The organism is Pseudomonas sp. 43A (assembly GCF_013363935.1).
GTDB lineage: Bacteria > Pseudomonadota > Gammaproteobacteria > Pseudomonadales > Pseudomonadaceae > Aquipseudomonas > Aquipseudomonas crudilactis.
The window spans coordinates 892,121-912,814 of the sequence record NZ_CP054880.1; the positions used below are offsets into that span (position 1 = coordinate 892,121).

11 protein-coding genes are annotated in these 20,694 nt (G+C 59.3%); 9 read left to right on the forward strand and 2 right to left on the reverse strand.

What is annotated here, in order from left to right:
• The first annotated feature begins 13 nt into the window (after positions 1–13).
• The 7 genes from rnr to dnaB all read left to right on the forward strand — a co-directional run bounded on the left by rnr (position 14) and on the right by dnaB (position 7,311).
• Positions 14–2,644 (forward strand): ribonuclease R, encoded by a 2,631-nt coding sequence (gene rnr, locus HUW52_RS03845; RefSeq protein ID WP_016983784.1) that lies wholly within the window; start codon positions 14–16, stop codon positions 2,642–2,644.
• Positions 2,641–3,408 carry a 23S rRNA (guanosine(2251)-2'-O)-methyltransferase RlmB gene (gene rlmB, locus HUW52_RS03850; RefSeq protein ID WP_175553013.1) on the forward strand — a complete coding sequence of 256 codons (768 nt, stop codon included), beginning with the start codon at positions 2,641–2,643 and terminating at the stop codon, positions 3,406–3,408. Before rnr ends, rlmB begins: the two co-directional genes overlap by 4 nt.
• 307 nt (positions 3,409–3,715) lie before the next feature.
• Entirely contained in the window at positions 3,716–4,138 is a 423-nt protein-coding gene (gene rpsF, locus HUW52_RS03855; protein WP_016771938.1) for a 30S ribosomal protein S6, read from the forward strand.
• Positions 4,139–4,167: 29 nt separating this feature from the next.
• Complete coding sequence (rpsR, locus tag HUW52_RS03860) at positions 4,168–4,398, forward strand: 30S ribosomal protein S18 (protein WP_002551829.1); 231 nt, start codon at positions 4,168–4,170, stop codon at positions 4,396–4,398.
• A gap of 36 nt (positions 4,399–4,434) precedes the next feature.
• A complete protein-coding gene (locus HUW52_RS03865; RefSeq protein ID WP_016983782.1) occupies positions 4,435–5,328 on the forward strand; it encodes a hypothetical protein in 894 nt (297 codons plus the stop codon).
• 19 nt (positions 5,329–5,347) lie between these two features.
• Positions 5,348–5,794 carry a 50S ribosomal protein L9 gene (rplI, locus tag HUW52_RS03870; RefSeq protein ID WP_003186385.1) on the forward strand — a complete coding sequence of 149 codons (447 nt, stop codon included), beginning with the start codon at positions 5,348–5,350 and terminating at the stop codon, positions 5,792–5,794.
• A 119-nt stretch (positions 5,795–5,913) separates the two neighbouring features.
• Positions 5,914–7,311, forward strand: a complete 1,398-nt coding sequence (gene dnaB / locus HUW52_RS03875; RefSeq protein ID WP_016983781.1) for a replicative DNA helicase — start codon at positions 5,914–5,916, stop codon at positions 7,309–7,311.
• A gap of 44 nt (positions 7,312–7,355) precedes the next feature.
• On the opposite strand, the gene HUW52_RS03880 is transcribed toward dnaB, so the two are convergent.
• Complete coding sequence (locus tag HUW52_RS03880) at positions 7,356–11,714, reverse strand: NEL-type E3 ubiquitin ligase domain-containing protein (protein ID WP_256667901.1); 4,359 nt, start codon at positions 11,712–11,714, stop codon at positions 7,356–7,358.
• A 115-nt stretch (positions 11,715–11,829) separates the two neighbouring features.
• Positions 11,830–14,442, reverse strand: coding sequence for a hypothetical protein (locus HUW52_RS03885; RefSeq protein WP_175553014.1), 2,613 nt, complete (start codon positions 14,440–14,442; stop codon positions 11,830–11,832).
• Positions 14,443–14,668: 226 nt separating this feature from the next.
• Between HUW52_RS03885 and HUW52_RS03890 the strand changes: the two genes are divergently transcribed.
• The gene (locus HUW52_RS03890) at positions 14,669–16,981 is read left to right on the forward strand and encodes a YgiQ family radical SAM protein (RefSeq protein WP_007915855.1); all 2,313 of its coding nucleotides are present in this window, start codon (positions 14,669–14,671) and stop codon (positions 16,979–16,981) included.
• Positions 16,982–17,391: 410 nt separating this feature from the next.
• A complete protein-coding gene (locus tag HUW52_RS03895; RefSeq protein WP_175553015.1) occupies positions 17,392–20,667 on the forward strand; it encodes a DUF2126 domain-containing protein in 3,276 nt (1,091 codons plus the stop codon).
• Positions 20,668–20,694: the final 27 nt, after the last annotated feature.

Consider the following 20,694-nt stretch of genomic DNA (forward strand, 5'->3'; position numbering starts at 1 on the left):
TGAAAACTCTCTAATGGCCGATTGGCAGTCCCTCGATCCCGAGGCCGCTCGTGAAGCGGAAAAATATGAAAACCCTATTCCTAGCCGCGAACTGATCCTGGCGCACCTCGCCGATCGGGGTTCGCCTGCTGCCCGCGAGCAACTGGTGGAAGAGTTTGGTCTGACCACAGAAGACCAGATCGAAGCCCTGCGCCGCCGCCTTCGCGCTATGGAGCGCGACGCTCAACTGATCTACACCCGCCGTGGCACATACGCGCCGGTAGACAAGCTCGACCTGATCCTCGGTCGCATCAGCGGTCATCGTGACGGTTTCGGCTTCCTCGTTCCTGACGATGGCAGCGACGACCTGTTCATGAGCCCGGCGCAAATGCGTCTGGTATTCGATGGCGACCGTGCATTGGCGCGTGTTTCCGGTCTCGACCGTCGCGGTCGCCGCGAAGGCGTGATTGTCGAAGTGGTGTCCCGTGCCCACGAAACCATCGTCGGTCGCTACTTTGAAGAGGGCGGCATCGGCTTCGTCGTCGCGGACAATCCGAAGATTCAGCAAGAAGTGCTGGTCACCCCGGGCCGCAACGCCAACGCGCAGATCGGTCAGTTTGTCGAGGTGAAAATCACCCACTGGCCAACGCCGCGCTTCCAGCCGCAAGGCGACGTGGTCGAAGTGGTCGGCAACTACATGGCGCCGGGCATGGAAATCGATGTGGCCCTGCGCACCTACGACATTCCGCACGTCTGGCCTGAAGCCGTGCTGAAAGAAGCGGCCAAGCTCAAGCCGGAAGTCGAAGAAAAAGACAAAGAGAAGCGCGTCGACCTGCGCCATCTGCCGTTCGTCACCATTGACGGCGAAGATGCTCGCGACTTCGACGATGCGGTTTATTGCGAAGCCAAACCGGGCAAGCTGCGCCTGTTCTCCGGCGGCTGGAAGTTGTACGTGGCGATTGCCGACGTTTCCAGCTACGTGAAGATTGGTTCGGCGCTGGACAACGAAGCGCAAGTGCGCGGCAACTCCGTGTACTTCCCGGAACGCGTCGTGCCGATGCTGCCTGAGCAACTGTCCAACGGCCTGTGCTCGCTGAACCCACATGTCGATCGTCTGGCCATGGTTTGCGAGATGACCATCTCCAAGTCCGGCGAAATGACTGACTACTGCTTCTATGAAGCGGTGATTCACTCCCATGCTCGTCTGACATACAACAAAGTCAGCGCGATGCTGGAAACGCCGAAAGTCACCGAGGCGCGTCAGCTTCGCGGTGAGTACAACGACGTTCTGCCGCACCTTAAACAGCTGTATGCGCTGTACAAGGTGCTGCTGGCTGCTCGTCACGTACGCGGCGCGATCGATTTCGAAACGCAGGAAACCCGAATCATCTTCGGTACCGAGCGCAAGATTGCCGAGATCCGTCCGACCACCCGTAACGATGCGCACAAGCTGATCGAGGAGTGCATGCTGGCGGCTAACGTGGCCACCGCCGAATTCCTCAAGAAGCACGAAATCCCTGCGCTGTATCGCGTCCACGATGGTCCGCCACCGGAGCGTCTGGAAAAACTCCGTGCCTTCCTTGGCGAGCTCGGCCTGTCCCTGCACAAAGGCAAGGACGGCCCGTCGCCGAAGGACTATCAGGCGCTGCTGGCGAGCATCAAGGATCGTCCGGATTTCCATCTGATCCAGACGGTGATGCTGCGTTCGCTGAGTCAAGCGGTGTACAGCGCTGACAATCAGGGCCACTTCGGCCTGAATTACGAAGCTTATACCCACTTCACCTCGCCGATCCGTCGTTACCCGGACTTGCTCACGCACCGCGCAATCCGCAGCGTGATCCATTCGAAACAGGACACCCCGCACGTTCGCCGTGCCGGTGCGATGTCCATTCCGAAGGCGCGCATCTATCCGTACGACGAAGCGGCGCTGGAGCAACTCGGCGAGCAATGCTCGATGAGCGAGCGCCGTGCCGACGAAGCGACCCGCGACGTCGTGAACTGGCTCAAATGCGAGTTCATGAAGGATCGCGTGGGCGAATCGTTCCCGGGTGTGATCACTGCGGTGACCGGTTTTGGTCTGTTCGTCGAACTGACCGATATCTACGTCGAAGGCCTGGTGCACGTCACCGCGCTGCCGGGCGATTACTACCACTTCGATCCTGTGCATCACCGCCTGGCGGGCGAGCGCACCGGCCGCAGTTTCCGTCTCGGCGATACCGTTGAAGTACGTGTGATGCGCGTTGACCTCGACGAGCGCAAGATCGACTTCGAGATGGCCGAAAAAACCATCAGCGCGCCGATTGGCCGCAAGAAGCGTGGTGCTGAAACGGCCGCACCCGCCGCGAAGGAAAAAGCCGAAGCGGCTCCAGCGAAAACCGCTGGTCGTCGTCCGGCGAAAGAAAAGGCTGCCGAAGCCTATCGTCCGAGCGACGCCGTGGCGAAAAACGCCGAGTTGCGCAAAAGCCGTGAAATGAAGAAAGCGCTGCTTTCCGACGCGAAAAACGGTGGTAAAGCGGCGTCCGGGGGAAAGACCGGACGGTCGGCGCCTGAAAAGGCTTCCGGCGGCAAGCCAGCGAAACCGAGCAAACACCGTAAAGGCCCGCCAAAAGCGGGTTCTGCTCCAGCCAAAAGTGGCGGGGCACGTAAACCGAAGGCGAAGTCATGAGTCAGTTGGAAAAAATCTACGGCGTTCACGCGGTAGAAGCGCTGCTGCGTCACCACCCGAGACGCGTCAAGCAGATCTGGCTGGCGGAAAGCCGCAATGATCCACGCGTGCAGACGCTGGTTGAGCTGGCCAACGAAAATCGCGTCCAGGTCGGCCAGGCTGAACGCCGTGAAATGGACGCCTGGGTTGAAGGCGTGCATCAGGGCGTGGTCGCGGAAGTCAGCCCGAGCCAGGTCTGGGGCGAGGCGATGCTCGATGAGCTGCTTGATCGCACTGAAGGCGCGCCACTGTTGCTGGTACTCGACGGCGTGACCGATCCGCACAACCTCGGCGCCTGCCTGCGTTCGGCCGATGCTGCCGGTGCACTGGCGGTGATCGTGCCGAAAGACAAGTCGGCGACCCTGACGCCAGTCGTGCGTAAAGTCGCTTGCGGCGCGGCGGAAGTGATTCCGTTGGTGGCGGTAACCAACCTCGCCCGTACCCTGGAAAAACTTCAGCAGCGCGGTCTGTGGATTGTCGGCACGGCAGGCGAAGCTGAAGTCAGCATTTACGACCAGGATCTGACTGGCCCGACCATTCTGATCATGGGCGCTGAAGGCAAAGGCATGCGTCGCCTGACCCGTGAACACTGCGACTATCTGGTGAAGTTGCCGATGGCCGGTAGTGTCAGCAGCCTCAACGTTTCGGTTGCCACCGGCGTGTGTCTGTTCGAAGCACAGCGTCAGCGCGGGGCAAAAGCCAAGGCTGCTGCCAAGAAATCCTGAGTCGTACACGATTCAAATGTGGGAGCGAGCTTGCTCGCGAAGAGGGCGTGTCAGTCGACGTAAATGTTGCCTGACAAACCGCATTCGCGAGCAAGCTCGCTCCCACAGTGTTTTGTGGTGTGGCATAACTGAGTGATTGTTCAAATAATCACCAATTGCCTTGCACCTCTTCTGTCCCTTCTCTACAATTGCGCCCCTTGCTGTGACGGCAGGCACGCATGTGCCCCGCGCCAGCAAGTCCATAAGTGTCATTCACTCCTTGTCTGACCGTTTTTGAGCGGCAGGCTACAACCCGTAAGGAGCATTCATGCGTCATTACGAAATCATCTTTCTGGTCCACCCGGATCAGAGCGAGCAAGTCGGCGGCATGGTTGAGCGTTACACCAAGCTGATCGAAGAAGACGGCGGCAAAATCCACCGTCTGGAAGATTGGGGCCGTCGTCAACTGGCCTACGCAATCAACAATGTTCACAAGGCTCACTACGTGATGCTGAACGTTGAGTGCACTGGCAAGGCCCTGGCCGAGCTGGAAGACAACTTCCGCTACAACGATGCAGTGATCCGTAACCTGGTCATCCGTCGCGACGAAGCCGTAACTGGCCAGTCCGAGATGCTCAAGGCTGAAGAAAACCGCAGTGAGCGCCGTGAGCGTCGCGACCGTCCTGAGCACGAAGGCGCCGAAGGCACCGATAGTGATGACAGCGACAACAGCGATAACGCTGACGAGTAATCCACGGACCTTATTAAGGAGCCTATCAAATGGCACGTTTCTTCCGTCGTCGTAAATTCTGCCGCTTCACCGCTGAAGACGTGAAAGAGATCGATTACAAAGATCTCAACACTCTGAAAGCTTACGTATCCGAGACCGGCAAAATCGTTCCAAGCCGCATCACCGGTACCAAAGCTCGTTATCAGCGTCAGCTGGCCACCGCTATCAAGCGCGCCCGCTTCCTGGCCCTGCTGGCCTACACCGACAGCCACGGCCGCTGAGACCGGGCAGTCGACAAGTAGCAAAGGATTGAATGCATGCGTGCCTTAGCTGAGTTCATCATGCGAGGCCGTATGCAGGCCACTCTCGTGGTGGCCGGATGTGCAACATTGCCGTTGTTGTATTGGTTGGGCGCTGCCGCGGGGAGCCTTGTGCTGCTGCGGCGCGGACTGACGGACGCCCTGGGTGTTCTGTCTCTGGGGCTGCTGCCGGCATTGATCTGGTGGCTGTATGCCGATGACCCACGCGCACTTCTGGTGCTGCTGGGGTCTTCGGGACTTGCGTTGGTTTTGCGCGCAAGTGAGTCCTGGGTCCGCACGCTGCTGGTCAGCGTAGTGATTGGAGTGGTGTTTTCAGTGGTGCTCGGGGCTGCGTTTGCGGCCCAGATCGAGATGCTCGCGCAGGCCTTGATAAAGGTCATGCCGGCGCTTCTCGGTGAGACCTACAAGCAATTGTCGGTCGATGAGCAAGCGCGTTTCGCGTCCCTGATTGCACCGGTCCTGACCGGACTGATTGCGGCGTTGTTGCAAATCGTCAGCGTGCTGAGCCTGATTGTCGGGCGGCATTGGCAGGCGTTGTTGTACAACCCGGGTGGTTTTGGTCGCGAGTTTCGCGCCATCCGGATCCCGCTGGGGCCGGCGATGTTACTGCTGGCGTTGATGCTTCTGGGCCCGAATCTCGGTGCACAGATGGCCATGTTGACGCCGTTGTGCAGTGTACCGCTGGTGTTCGCCGGACTTGCCCTGATTCACGGGCTGGTCGGGCAGAAGCGACTGGCCGGTTTCTGGCTGGTGGGGTTGTACGTCACGCTGCTGCTGTTCATGCAGCTGATCTATCCGTTGCTCGTGGTCTTGGCCATTGTCGACAGCCTGATTGATTTTCGCGGTCGTCACGTGTCGAAAGACACCGATAACGCGAACGGTGAAGGTTAAAAGTTAAGAGGATTTCCACATGCAACTGATCCTTCTGGAAAAAATCGCCAACCTGGGCAACCTGGGCGACAAAGTAAACGTTAAGGCCGGTTACGGCCGTAACTACCTGCTGCCTTTCGGCAAAGCTACCGCTGCAACCGCTGCCAACCTGGCTGCGTTTGAAGAGCGTCGTGCTGAGCTGGAAAAAGCTGCCGCAGACCGTAAAGCATCGGCTGAAAGCCGTGCTGCCCAACTGGCCGAGCTGGAAGTGACCATCACTGCCACCGCTGGCGACGAAGGCAAGCTGTTCGGTTCGATCGGTACTCACGACATTGCTGACGCACTGACCGCCTCCGGCGTTGAAGTTGCGAAAAGCGAAGTTCGTCTGCCGAACGGCACCATCCGCAACGTGGGTGAATTCGACGTGGCTGTGCACCTGCACGCCGAAGTTGAAGCCACCGTACGCGTTGTTGTGGTAGCAGCTTAAGCAACACTGATCGGCTGGCGGCTTGTCCGTCAGACGGTTAACATCGGGCACGATCCTGTTTACAGGTCGTGCCCTTTGTCTTTCTGAATTCCCTGTTTTTTCAAACAACACAAGTGGCCATGAACGATATCTCCGCTCCCGAGCAATACGATCTGCAAACCGCTGCCCTGAAGGTGCCGCCGCATTCCATCGAAGCCGAACAGGCTGTACTCGGTGGTCTGATGCTGGACAACAACGCCTGGGAACGCGTGCTCGATCAAGTCTCCGACGGCGATTTCTATCGGCATGACCACCGTCTGATTTTCCGTGCGATCGCCAAACTGGCCGATCAGAACTCCCCGATCGACGTCGTGACCCTTGCCGAGCAATTGGACAAGGAAGGTCAGACCTCGCAAGTCGGCGGTCTCGGTTACCTTGGCGAACTGGCGAAAAACACGCCGTCCGTCGCCAACATCAAGGCGTATGCGCAGATCGTTCGCGAACGAGCGACCTTGCGCCAGTTGATCGGCATCAGCACCGAGATCGCTGACAGCGCCTTCAACCCTGAAGGTCGTACTGCCGCCGAGATTCTTGACGAAGCCGAACGGCAGATCTTCCAGATTGCCGAGGCCCGGCCTAAAACCGGCGGCCCGGTAGGTGTAAACGATTTGCTGACCAAGGCCATCGACCGCATCGACACCCTGTTCAACACTGACAACGCCATCACTGGCTTGTCCACCGGCTACACCGACCTCGACGAGAAGACCAGCGGCCTGCAGCCGTCCGACTTGATCATCGTCGCCGGCCGTCCGTCGATGGGTAAAACCACCTTTGCGATGAACCTGGTGGAAAACGCTGTGTTGCGCAGCGAGAAGGCGGTTCTGGTGTACTCCCTCGAGATGCCAGGCGAATCGCTGATCATGCGTATGCTCTCCTCGCTGGGGCGCATCGATCAGACCAAAGTGCGTTCCGGTCAACTGGAAGACGATGACTGGCCGCGCCTGACTTCAGCGGTCAACCTGCTCAACGATCGCAAACTGTTCATCGATGACACCGCCGGTATCAGCCCGTCGGAAATGCGTGCGCGGACCCGGCGCCTGGTGCGTGAACACGGCGACGTCGGCCTGATCATGATCGACTACCTGCAACTGATGCAGATCCCCGGTTCCAGCGGTGACAACCGTACCAACGAAATTTCCGAGATCTCGCGATCCCTGAAAGCGCTGGCCAAGGAATTCAACTGCCCGGTGGTGGCGCTGTCGCAGCTCAACCGCTCCCTGGAACAACGTCCGAACAAGCGTCCAGTGAACTCCGACTTGCGGGAATCCGGAGCGATCGAGCAGGACGCCGACGTGATCATGTTCGTCTATCGCGACGAGGTGTATCACCCGGAAACCGAACACAAGGGCATCGCCGAAATCATCATCGGCAAGCAGCGTAACGGCCCGATCGGTTTTATCCGCCTGGCGTTCATCGGCAAATACACCCGTTTCGAAAACCTAGCGCCCGGCAGCTACAACTTCGACGACGACGAATGAGTGTTGGCCGAAGTCACTCGGCCAACACCCGCTCTTGCGCTGTGTTACGTGCTTTCGCCCGCGGGTTCTTCGACGTTGTCGCGGGTCGCATGCCCGGCCAGTTCCAGCCGGGTCAGCGTTTCGATCAAGGCCGCTTCCTCGATCGCAAGCGGCGCTTGCAGCGCTCTGGATTGCGCGTCGTATTCGGCAAACGATAGTTCGTTGGCAGCATAAGACTCATCGAGTGTCGCCTGGCGGTCCTGAAACGGCTGACGCTGAGCTTCGAACTGCGATTGGTATTTGTGGATGACAAACTCCTGCCAGAACTCTCTCGATAACAGAGCCTGAAATTCTTCGGGCGAGTTATCCAGTGCGATGATTTTTTCGTATGCGGCATCCATCTGTGCTTTTGACACATTGACCAGATGCCCGAAACCCATTCGCTCGGGCTGCCCCGGCAGTTGCAAACGGTCTTTCAGACCGTGGCGATAAAAAAGCCTGATTTCGACTTCTTCTGAGACATGCGGGGCTGGAAGCGCCTGAGCCTCCTGGCCCTGCCTGGATTCGAGGATGCTCGGCTCTCGTTGCGCAATGTCCGCCGATGCGATTTTGTCGACCTCATGCAAGCGAAACAAGGCCTTGGACAGTGAGGCAAGTTGCGGACCTTGTGCCTGATCCCGAGCCAGGCTGCGAGCGTTATGCATCATCATCCGGGTTTCCAGATTGGCGAACGTGAAGGCTGCCCGATCGCAGCAGGCTGCCTCGCCTGACCGTTCGAACAATTCGCTGCGCAGGCGTTCGGATTGCGGGTTGTTTTCGGTAATGCTGTCGATCAGTTTCCAGACCCGTTGCTGAAGGTCGTTATGGCCGGCGGGAACATGCAGCAGACGGGCAAGGGTATTGAACAGCCCGTCGGAGCCTTGCTGGTTACGCAGTGTTCGCCATTGGGCTCTTCGGGTTGAAAGCAGATCGGCTGGCATCCCGACTGTCCAGCGAGCCAATGGGTTGTCGGTGGTGACTCGGCGCACAACAGGCGCGTGGCCGTCCGCCGTGTCGAGCAGGTTGTTCCGGCCGGTTAGCGGCATCTCTGCCTCAATCAGTCGATCGTTGTAATGGTTCAGCCGGGTACGTGTCTCTGCCGACAGTGGATTGTCGGTGATGTTGGTCACGTTGTTGACGCGAGCCGTGTGTGCAAGTCGCTCGTCCGGCGGGGCAATGACGGAATCGGGGATTTCCTCGATCCGGTTGTTGCTCAGGTTAACGGTATCCAATAGGGGTTGATCGGCAATGCCGGCAGGAAAGGTGTCGATGCCTGTGTTGGCTAGATTGATTGAACGCATGTCGATTATCCGGCTGAAATCCGGGGCGATGGCCAATTGTGGATTGTCATGCAGCCACAATGCTCGCAGTGTTGTGCGTTCTGACAAAGCGCGGGCGGTGTCGTCCGTCAGGACGATCTGGTTGTTCTGCAGAAACAGTCGGGTCAGACCGTTCATTTCTCCAGCGGCGGGCGGCAATTCGCGCAGTTGATTGCGTGAAAGATCCAGCCAGCGTACGTGGCGAAAACGGGTCAGAAAGCCTTCCGGCGATGTGCTCAGGCCCATATTGCTCAGGTTGAGCGAGCCGACGTGACTGAAGTCTGCGTCGATATCCGGCAGGCTTTGCAGCCTCAGACCGCGCAGGTCCAGCTCAAGTCCGATGGGGGTCCTGTCATTGGCCAGTTTTTGCGGAGTTTCACGTCGCCAGCAACTGATGATCCGCTGGCTTGCCGTGGTGCGATCGTTGCGAGTCTCGGCGTTGATTAACACCTGATTCGCGCGAAGATAACCCTGACGGTTGCCACCTCCCGAAAAAACCCACGCGTCCAGATGGGTTTTCAGTGTGGTGAATTCTCGTTCGAGGCTGGCCAGCCTTGTACCGGCAGTGCCTTGGTCAAGGTTCCACAAATACTCTCTGCACACCTTGATGCTTTTGTTCGGATAGAGACGGCGATATCGCTGCGCTCGAGAGTTGTCGCTATCGAAAGCAGCGGGATGCGCAGCGTCCAGCAGTTGCGGGTGCGCAACGTGCACGCGTCGCCAGTAGCCGTCGAACTTTCTCCAGTAACCCGATGGAAAATCATTGCCCTCCAGTAACGTAGCGCCGTTGATTCGAGCGATCGAGGCCAACTGCTCGGGAGCGGGGTTGATGTTTGCCTGGGGCACTTGCGTCAAGTGGTTATTGCGCAAATCAAGGCCGGCCAAAGCAGTTTTGCCCAGCAGGCCGGTCGGCCACTGATCGATTCCCGTACTGTTCAAGTCAAGGCTTGTCAGCTCGGACATGGCGCTGAAGTCGGGGGTCGTTTTCAGCGGGTTCTGCGAAAGATTGACGATCTGCAGCCGGCTCAGGGTGCTCAGTGCAGCAGCACTTTGCGCATCCAGCTCAAGATTGTTGGCGCTCAGATCCAGTCGGGTCAGCTTGTTCATATCGTTCACGCTGGCTGGCAGCTGTTGAAGATTGGAACGGTTGATGGACAGGCTTTCCAGGTTGGTAAAGTTGGCCAGGAAGGTGTCGCCGCTATCCGACCAGTTCATTTCTTGCAGATCGAGCATCCGGACATGACTGAAATCCGCCGTCAGGGCGGGCAGTGGTCCACTGCCGGGCGGAAGTCTGAGCATTTCCCCCGACTCCCGTAGCCAGCAGGCCTTGATGATTCTGGCGACACGTTGCGGTGCCCATCGTCTTGCTGTGGCCGCGTCGATGGAGCCCTGGTATTGATGGCCGGCGACATAATCTTCCAGCTGCGTTTCAAGCAGGTCGAAATCCTGCAGGCGGCGAGTGAGTTCCTGATCTCCCAATTGCAGAACGTAATCCTTCGCCGCTTGCGCATCCTTGCCCGGGTACATCCGCTGCACCGCGGTCAGCTCGGGAATGTTTTCGACCAGCCTGAGACCCTGTGGATGAGCAGCGCCAGACAGTGCAGGATGATCCGCAGCGAGGCGGCGCCAATACAGTTCCAGGGTTTTCCAATAGCCGGGAGCAAAGGCGTTGCCCTCAATAAGGGTGACGCCGTTAAGTCTGACGGTGGCCTCGAGCTGTGCGGCGGGGGGATTGAGCAGCGTCTGGGGTACTTCCTGCAGTTGGTTATTGCGCAAGTCGACGATTTGCAGACCGGTCTGGTGGCGCAAGCCTGTTGGCCACTGATCCAGTTGCGAATTGCTCAGGTTCAACACTTTCAACCCGGTCAGCGCGCTGAAGTCGGGCGTCATGCTCAGCGGATTGTTCGACAGGTTGATGGTTTCAAGATTGCTGAGAGACGTGAGTGCAGCGGCGCTTGGTGTGTCCAGCCGGATCCGGTTGGCACTCAAATCCAATGTTCTCAGGTCGCCCATCTGCGCGACGGCTGCCGGCAGTTTATCCAGCGTGGCGCGGGTGACCGTCAATTGCTCCAGGCGCGAGAATCCGCTGAGAAAAGTGTCGGCTGCGGGCGTCCAGGTGATGGAGTCCAGAGACAGTTCCCGGACATGGCTGAAATCAGCCTGCAATGCCGGCAGGGGGCCGCTGCCAGGCGCAAGCTTCAATGATGTCCCGGTCTCTCGGCGAAAGCAGCGTTTTATTTCCTGGGTGACGTGTTCTGTCCAGTCTTTTGCTATTGCTGGCGTCGAAGATGATTCGGTGCTCCAGAGCGTCAGTTGATGCTTGAGCGTTTTGTATTCGGTTTCGCGTCGACTCAACCCGCCTTCGATGTCGCTGCCCAGCGAGCGGATGTAAGCGCCAATCTGTTCCTCACTCATGGCGCGGAACAGCCTCTTTGCGCGAGCGTGTGGACTGCGCAGCCGATTGATGATGGCGGCAACCCGGTCTGCCAATTGTCGATGAGCAGGGCGTACGTGCCCGCCACCGGGCCGGGGCAATCCAGCACTGCCTGGCGCGGTCGACGCAGACGGGGCTGGTTGGAGGCGTTCCTGTGGGTGCCAGAGCCCGCTTTCGGTGTCACGCAGCAGCACCGGGCCGAGCGCTTCCAGATCGGTTGATAAGCGGGCTCGATACTGTCGGGTCAGCGTGTCGACTCCGACAAGCACCGTGCCGCCGTTGGGGACATCGACGTAACGTCGCCCCCTGTGCACCCGGAAACCCTCGGCATTTGGACCTTGCAGGTCAGCGGGGGTGGCAATCCAGTAATGTTCCAGTGGCCATTGCTCACGCGTGATCGCGGCTATTGGTGGCGCTGACTCGCTGATCGTTACCGCCGGTATTGGCGCGATGCTATCGAGGCTGGCGTCGCTCGCGGGTCTGCCGAGACCTTCACGGTTCAGTGTTCCTCGTGAGCTCGATGGGCCGAAATCGACATGCGGTGGTGTCTCGGACCTTACTGTTTCCGATTCTTGCCGGGTCGGTCGTACGGGGCTTTCAACGGTGCCTTTGAAAGGCAGTCGTGGTGACATTTTTTCTTCCTTGCAGGTTTGCTCATCAGGGCCCGCGAACGGGCGCCGACAGCGTTCGGCGTCATTGCCTGGTGGTTGTCACAGGGTCGCAAGCGCGGCGCTCGGGCGTGGTCCTTTACTCGGCAAGCGCTGCGGCGTTGTCTGCCAATGTGAATATCTTGTGCGCTGTTTTGCCATCGAACCTCTCTCGCCAGATCGGCACATGCACCAGACCGGCCAGTTCATCGCGGCGTTGCGACTCGATCCCGCGTTTGCTCTGTTCCAGGGTTTTCAGGTGGCTGCCCTTGATAGTGAAGTTCAGCGGGTGGCTGTCCTGCTTGTCATAGTGGAAGTGGGCTTGCCACAAGGGTCCGCCGTCAGCGCGATCAGAGATGGCGTAAACGTCGAGGAATGACTTGTCCTTGCCTTTGCCCAACGCCTTGCGATCAACGGTCTTGCTCACATTGAGCTCGGCGCGATCCAGCAGATAATTCAGGCGCATGATGTCCAGCACGTCTTTGTTCTTGTACATCCGCACCAGAATCTCTTGCCCTTGGCTGGTCAATGAGTCGGCTGCGGTTCGCAGGCGTGCGGCCAAATCGATGATCCCTCTATCTTCGCCCTCGCTTGCGTGGTTCTCCAGCCGTCTGGCCTGCTCGTTGAGCAAATCGCTTTCCTTGCCCAGACTTTCGATGATCTCTGTCGGGTTGGTTTTTCTGGCTTCCTGGGCGCTCGCATCGAGCATGTGATTCTCATGGCTGGCCAGTAACCGGATTGCCTCTCCGACCAGTTGCGAGCGTGGTACGCGGACAATCGGCGGGAGCACCGGCAGCCACTCGTCTTGTCTTTTTTCGTAGCGCCTGGGCGGCGAATCGGGCCGCAACGGGTCGGGAACCTTGATGATGATGCTCCCGTCCGGGGCGGTTTCAGTCTCCCCGACCAGTACCCTGTAAGTGCCGTGCTGACGGGTTCGGAACATTTTCTTGGCGGGGGCGGGACGGCTTGTATCGGCGTAGACCGGTTGCGTCGGAATGAAGTCGAAATCAATGTCCTGATCGAGGCTCGGCAGATCGGATCGGCGCATCGAAACGTCAAGAATTTCAGTCAGTTTGCCTTCGATTTTCTTCTCGATCGGATCGATCAGAGCAATGATCTCCTCAAGGTATTGGCTCCTCGGGCTTTGCGAGCTCAGCAGCATCTCAAAGCGGCTCCGGTCTCCTTTCAACTGGTCAATAGCCAGCAGCAGCGCCATGGGATGCTCGCGCTCTGGAACATTGCCCAGATCCCCGGTAATCAGGTCGAGGGCTGATAGCGAGGGCATGGTCGTGTCTGGCGGCTGGTCGGGAGTGTCGGCAAACAGGTGCACATAAAGCGCCAGTTTGTTGAAGTTGATGCGATCCGCTGCGGGTACCTGCCGGCCGAGTTCAGTCAGTTGCGCGGCCGCTCCGGGAGACGCTTTTCTGATCTGCTCCATCACCACCTGGCGCTCGTCGAGAATCTTCAGTTTCTTGTTCAGGTGAGTGATGATTTTCCTGCAATTGTCGGCACTCATGTCTGTCACCTCAGGCCTGGTTCTGAGGTCCATGACGGCCATGAGCCTGTTGAGGTATTCGACGCGCTCTATCCGGAATGTGTGCAGTTCTTCCTTGAATAGCCCGCCTGCCTTGAGGGTGGTCATCCAGTCCTTGTTGTCGACGAGCGACTGAACAAAAGCCGTTTGTTTTCTGATGTGCTTGAGCAAATGCACCTCAACGGCGACCAGGGCCGCGGTCCTGGCGGGGCCATCCGCCTGTTGTCGGGCCCGACTCCAGAGGGCATCGTACTGCGTGGATGATTCGATCAGGGCGGTGTGGGCATTCTGGAAGGGTTCATAGCGTTGCATCAGGAGGGCCATTTTGGCCTGCGTCGAGTCATTGCGGGGCATGCCACCCCTCAGCCCCGTAAGCACGGAAACCCAGACGTTTGCCTCGTTGCGAGTGATCGCCCGGGTTTCACCGCTGCGACTGGCGCGGTAGATGTTCGCGCTGTCGTTGGCCACCGGATCCTTTGGGTTAACAATACGCCACACCTTGTGCGCCGGGCTCGACGCGTCGAGATCTTGCATCGCCTGATACGCGTGGTTGTGGATGATCACGTAGAGCTTGCCGTCGTGGCGAAACAAACCATCGCTGCCGGGCTCGGCTGTGCGCAAATCCAGATCAGTGCGAAACGGCTGAAGGCTTGCGTCGGTGGGCGGGACGTTGCCGGCGTCAACATCATTGAGTGGGTGCCAGACGCCACTGTCGACGTCGCGTAATAGCAGCGGCCCAGAGGGGTGCAGTTCGCTCGATAGCCGGGCCCGGTACAGTCCCGTGTCCGGCTGCACTGCGACCAGAACGATGCCGCCATCGGGGACGTCGACGTACAGCCGTTTGTTGTACACCCTGAATCCTTCGTTGTCGGCAGGCGGCAGTTTTGCCGTGGTACTGACCCAGTAATGCTTTAGCGGCTGATCGGTGACGAGACGGACTTCAGCGGGGGCTGGGGTCGGGCGAATCATGACAGTCGCTGCTGGCAGGATCGCATCGAGGTCTTTAACGCCGGGTGGCGGGGTCCGCGGTTTCGGGGTTTCGCCATGAAGCCACGGATCGAGGCCTTTGCGGCCCGGCGTATCTGACGTCTTTGTGTCGCCGTCCACCGGTCGATTCGAGCGGATATGGACGTCCACGTCCACGTAGGCGGTGCCATTGCGAGGCGGTTTTACTGCCATGTTTCTTCATCCTTGAAAAAGTGGCGGCTGCAGCACCCGTTCATCGAGTACTGCAAGGCATTCAGCGTCATTGCCGCTGTCTGGCGGGGTGAAAGTCACCGGAGATTTTCTGCTCGAAGTGCGCAGAGCGGGTTGTCACTAGAAACCGACCATTGCCGTCGGAATTGGTCAAAATTTGTGCTATATTCCGCGCCCGCGATTTTTCACTTCAACACCGGTCGTCGACATGCAAGCAGCCAAGCCGTTATTTGACTATCCAAAATATTGGGCCGAATGTTTCGGGCCAGCGCCATTCCTGCCGATGAGCAGGGAGGAGATGGATCAGCTTGGCTGGGATTCGTGCGACATCATCATTGTTACCGGTGATGCCTACGTCGATCACCCGTCGTTCGGCATGGCGATCATTGGCCGGCTGCTGGAGTCTCAGGGCTTCCGCGTCGGGATCATTGCGCAGCCGAACTGGCAGTCCAAAGACGACTTCATGAAGCTCGGCGAGCCGAACCTGTTCTTCGGCGTTGCAGCGGGCAACATGGACTCGATGATCAATCGCTACACCGCGGACAAGAAAATCCGTTCCGATGACGCTTACACGCCAGGCGGTATGGCCGGCAAGCGTCCGGATCGCGCGAGCCTGGTTTACAGTCAGCGCTGCAAGGAAGCCTACAAGCATGTACCGATCGTCCTTGGCGGCATCGAAGCTTCCCTGCGCCGCATTGCGCACTATGACTACTGGCAGGATCGTGTGCGTAACTCGATCCTGATCGACGCCAGCGCCGACATTCTGCTGTACGGCAACGCCGAACGTGCGATTGTCGAGGTCGCTCAGCGTCTGTCCTACGGCCACAAGATCGAAGACATCACCGACGTGCGCGGCACTGCGTTCATCCGTCGTGATACGCCGAAAGACTGGTATGAAGTCGATTCGACGCGTATCGACCGTCCGGGCAAGGTCGACAAGATCATCAACCCGTACGTGAATACCCAGGACACCCAGGCCTGCGCCATCGAGCAGGAAAAAGGCCCGGTTGAAGATCCGCAGGAAGCCAAGGTCGTACAGATTCTAGCCAGCCCGCGCATGACCCGCGACAAGACCGTGATTCGCCTGCCGTCGGTTGAAAAGGTGCGTGGCGACGCCGTTCTGTATGCCCACGCCAACCGCGTGCTGCACCTCGAAACCAACCCGGGCAACGCCCGTGCGCTGGTGCAGAAGCATGGCGAAGTCGACGTCTGGTTCAATCCGCCGCCGATTCCGATGACCACTGAAGAAATGGACTACGTGTTCGGCATGCCTTACGCACGTGTTCCGCACCCGGCGTACGGCAAGGAGAAGATCCCGGCCTACGACATGATCCGTTTCTCGGTGAACATCATGCGTGGCTGCTTCGGCGGCTGCACCTTCTGCTCGATCACCGAGCACGAAGGCCGGATCATCCAGAACCGTTCCGAAGAGTCGATCATTCGCGAAATCGAAGAGATCCGCGACAAAGTGCCAGGCTTCACCGGTGTCATCTCTGACCTCGGCGGCCCGACCGCGAACATGTACCGCATTGCCTGCAAGACACCGGAAATCGAATCGGCGTGCCGCAAGCCATCCTGCGTGTTCCCGGGCATCTGCCCGAACCTCAACACCGACCACTCGTCGCTGATCCAGCTGTACCGCAGCGCCCGTGCCTTGCCGGGTGTGAAGAAGATTCTGATCGCCTCCGGCCTGCGTTACGACCTCGCGGTCGAGTCGCCGGAGTACGTCAAAGAGCTGGTGACCCACCACGTCGGTGGTTACCTGAAGATCGCCCCGGAACACACCGAGGAAGGTCCGCTCAACCAGATGATGAAACCGGGCATCGGCAGCTATGACAAGTTCAAGCGCATGTTCGAGAAGTACACCAAGGAAGCGGGCAAAGAGCAGTACCTGATTCCGTACTTCATCGCTGCGCACCCGGGCACCACCGACGAAGACATGATGAACCTCGCGCTGTGGCTCAAGGGCAACGGCTTCCGCGCCGACCAGGTGCAGGCGTTCTACCCGTCGCCGATGGCCACCGCCACTGCGATGTACCATTCGGGCAAGAACCCGCTGCGCAAGGTCACTTACAAGAGTGACGGCGTGACCATCGTCAAGAGCGAAGAGCAGCGTCGTCTGCACAAGGCGTTCTTGCGTTATCACGACCCGAAAGGCTGGCCGATGCTGCGTGAAGCGCTGATCCGCATGGGCCGTGGTGATCTGATCGGTTCGGGCAAGGATCAGTTGATCCCGACTCATCAACCGGCCACCGACAGCTACCAGAGCGCCCGTCGCAAGAACTCGACGCCAGCCGGCAGCCATAAAGTGGCGAAGGAAGGCAAAGAGAAGACCACCAAGATCCTCACCCAGCACACCGGTTTGCCGCCACGTGCCAGTGATGGTGGTAATCCTTGGGACAAGCGTGAACAGGCCAAGGCGGCGGCGTTTGCCCGCAACCAGCAGGCGGCGAAAGAGCGCAAGGACGCCGCGAAAGGCAAGGGGCCGAAGCCGACGCGTAAGCCGGTGGTACCGCGCTAAACATTGCTTGAGCTGAACAGAACGCCAACCTTCGGGTTGGCGTTTTGCATTTCTGGGGCTGGATATTGGGTTGTCCGGGAGATCCATCCCCCTCATCCCAGCCCTCTCCCCCATGGGGGGCGAGGGGGAAGGGAGCAGATCTTCATGCTTTTCAAGATCTGAGTTCGACTCAAGACTTTCAAGTCGGCGTATCTCTAACATTCACCTCGGTCAGTCCCCTCTCCCTCTGGGAGAGGGCCAGGGTGAGGCGCTCTTCGCAACATTTACGTGCAATCAGCCCAAACCATTTCCCCGCATCGCCCGATTTTGGTGCTGTACTGCCCTAAGCATTCCGGGAAAGCGCCCAAGCGCTCTGCATGGCATAAGTCTTGCGCGCTTTCGAATACGCTTAGGCTCGCAGGAGGCACGCCGTGTCGATTCATGTCGCATTGCATCACGTCACGCATTACCGCTACGACCGCGCTGTCGAACTCGGCCCGCAGATCGTTCGCCTGCGCCCGGCTGCCCACAGCCGCACGCGGATTTTGTCGTATGCGCTGAAAGTCTCGCCCGAGCAGCATTTCATCAACTGGCAGCAGGATCCGCAGGGCAACTACCTCGCCCGATTGGTGTTCCCCGAGAAAACCAATGAGCTGCGCATCGAAGTCGATCTGCTCGCCGAAATGGCCGTGTTCAATCCATTCGATTTCTTCCTCGAACCCTACGCCGAGAAAATCCCTTTCGCCTACGCCGCCGATGAACGCAAGGAACTGGCGCCGTACCTCGAAACACTGCCGCTGACGCCGAAATTCAAAGACTATCTGGACGCCATCGACCGCACACCGCTGCCGGCGGTGGATTTCCTCGTAGCGCTCAATCAGCGCCTGAGCGAAGACATCGGTTACCTGATTCGCATGGAACCGGGTGTGCAAACTCCGGAGCACACCCTCGAACACGCCTCCGGTTCCTGCCGCGACTCGGCGTGGCTGCTGGTGCAATTGCTGCGCAACCTCGGTTTGGCGGCACGATTCGTCTCCGGCTACCTGATTCAACTGACCGCCGATGTGAAAAGCCTCGATGGCCCGTCCGGCACCGAAGTGGATTTCACCGACCTGCACGCCTGGTGCGAAGTGTATTTGCCGGGTGCCGGCTGGATCGGTCTGGATGCAACGTCAGGGCTGTTTGCCGGTGAAGGACATATCCCGCTGGCCTGTAGTCCCGATCCGTCTTCAGCGGCGCCGATCAGTGGCTTGGTCGAGCCTTGCGAATGTGAGTTCAGCCACGAAATGTCGGTCGAACGGATCTGGGAGGCGCCGCGCGTCACCAAGCCCTACACCGATGAGCAGTGGCTGTCGATTCAGGCGCTGGGGCGGCAGATCGATGCCGACCTGCTGGCGGATGATGTGCGCTTGACCATGGGCGGCGAGCCGACCTTCGTCTCCATCGATGATCCGGATGGCGCCGAATGGAACACCGCCGCGCTGGGCGCAGACAAGCGCCGACTGTCCGCCGAACTGTTCCAGCGCATGCGCAAGCATTACGCGCCGCAAGGCCTGGTGCATTTCGGCCAGGGCAAGTGGTATCCCGGCGAGCAACTGCCGCGTTGGTCGCTCAATTGCTACTGGCGCCGTGATGGTGTGCCGATCTGGCACAACGACGCGCTGATTGCCGACGAACAACAGGATTACGGCGCCGACGGTGAACTGGCCGGGCGCTTTCTGGCCAGTGTCGCCGAGCGCTTGAAATTGCCTACGCGTTTTGTCTTCCCGGCCTACGAGGATAACTTCTACTACCTCTGGCGCGAGGGCACGTTGCCGAGCAATGTCAGCGCCGAAGATTCACGTCTTGAGGAACCTCTTGAGCGCGCACGCCTGCGCAAGGTCTTCAGTCAGGGCCTGAACAAGGTAATCGGCCAGGTGTTGCCGCTGGCGCGCACCGCCAAGGGTGATCAATGGCAGAGCGGGCGCTGGTACCTGCGTGACGAACATTGCCGACTGGTGCCGGGGGATTCGCCGTTGGGCTATCGCCTGCCGTTGGGGTCGCAGCCGTGGGTGAAGGCCGCGGAGTATCCGTTCATTCATCCTCAGGATCAGAATCAGGACTTCCCTGAGCTGCCGGAAACCGCGCAGCTCAACAGTCATGGCGAACCTGCCGCGACTGACGAACGCGCGCCGAAAATCGACGAATCCGCCGACTGGCTCACCCGCACCGCATTCTGTGCCGAGGCGCGCGAGGGGCGTTTGTACCTGTTCATGCCGCCGTTGGAGCAGGTTGAGGATTATCTGGAACTGGTGGCAGCTATCGAGGCGACGGCTGATGAACTGCATTGCCCGGTGTTGCTCGAAGGCTACGAGCCGCCGAGCGATCCGCGTCTGAGCAATTTCCGCATCACCCCCGATCCCGGTGTGATCGAGGTCAATGTGCAGCCGTCAGCGACCTGGGACGAATTAGTCGAACGTACCGAATTTCTCTATGAAGAGGCGCGCCAGACCCGCCTGACCACCGAAAAATTCATGATCGACGGCCGTCACACCGGCACCGGCGGCGGCAACCATTTCGTTCTCGGTGGGGCGACGCCGGCTGATTCACCGTTTCTGCGCCGCCCGGATCTGCTGCGCAGCCTGATCAGTTACTGGCATAACCATCCGTCATTGTCGTATCTGTTCTCTGGACTGTTCATCGGCCCGACGTCTCAGGCGCCGCGTGTCGATGAGGCGCGCAATGACGCCCTGTACGAACTGGAAATCGCCTTCGCGCAGATGCCCGAGCCGGGTGAGGAATGCGCACCGTGGCTGGTCGATCGACTGCTGCGCAATTTGCTGATCGACGTCACCGGCAACACCCACCGTGCCGAGTTCTGTATCGACAAACTCTATTCGCCGGACGGCGCCACCGGGCGTCTCGGCTTGCTGGAACTGCGCGCCTTTGAAATGCCACCCCACGCGCGCATGAGTCTGGCGCAACAGTTGTTGCTGCGGGCACTGGTCGCACGGTTCTGGCGCGAACCTTATGCGCCGCCGAAACTGGCGCGCTGGGGCACCGAACTGCACGATCGTTTCCTGCTGCCGCACTTTATCGAGCAGGATTTCGCTGACGTCATCGTCGAGCTCAACAACGCTGGTTACCCGCTGCGCGCGGAATGGTTTGCCGCGCACCAGGAGTTTCGTTTTCCCAAGGTCGGCGATTACGCCGTCAACGGTATCGAACTGGAACTGCGTCAGGCGCTGGAGCCGTGGCATGTGCTGGGCGAGGAGGGCGCGGCGGGCGGCACGGTGCGTTATGTCGATTCATCGCTTGAGCGTCTGCAGGTCAAACTCAAAGGACTGCCGCCGCAGCGCTATCTGCTGACCTGTAATGGCGTCGCGGTGCCGTTGCACCCGACCGGGCGGGTTGGCGAGTTTGTCGCGGGCGTGCGTTATCGCGCCTGGCAACCGGCCAACTGCCTGCAACCGACCATACCCGTGCATGCACCGCTGGTGTTCGACTTGCTCGACACCTGGATGGGCCGTTCCCTGGGCGGTTGTCAGTACCACGTTGCCCATCCGGGCGGGCGCAATTACGAGACGTTGCCGGTCAACGCCAACGAAGCGGAGAGCCGGCGGATGGCACGGTTTTTCCGCGTCGGACACACGCCGGGGAAACTTCCTATACCGAATGTGGAAATCAGTGACGAGCTACCGATGACAATCGATTTACGACGTTTCTAAGGCCTACGCGACACGCGGATTTTTCGT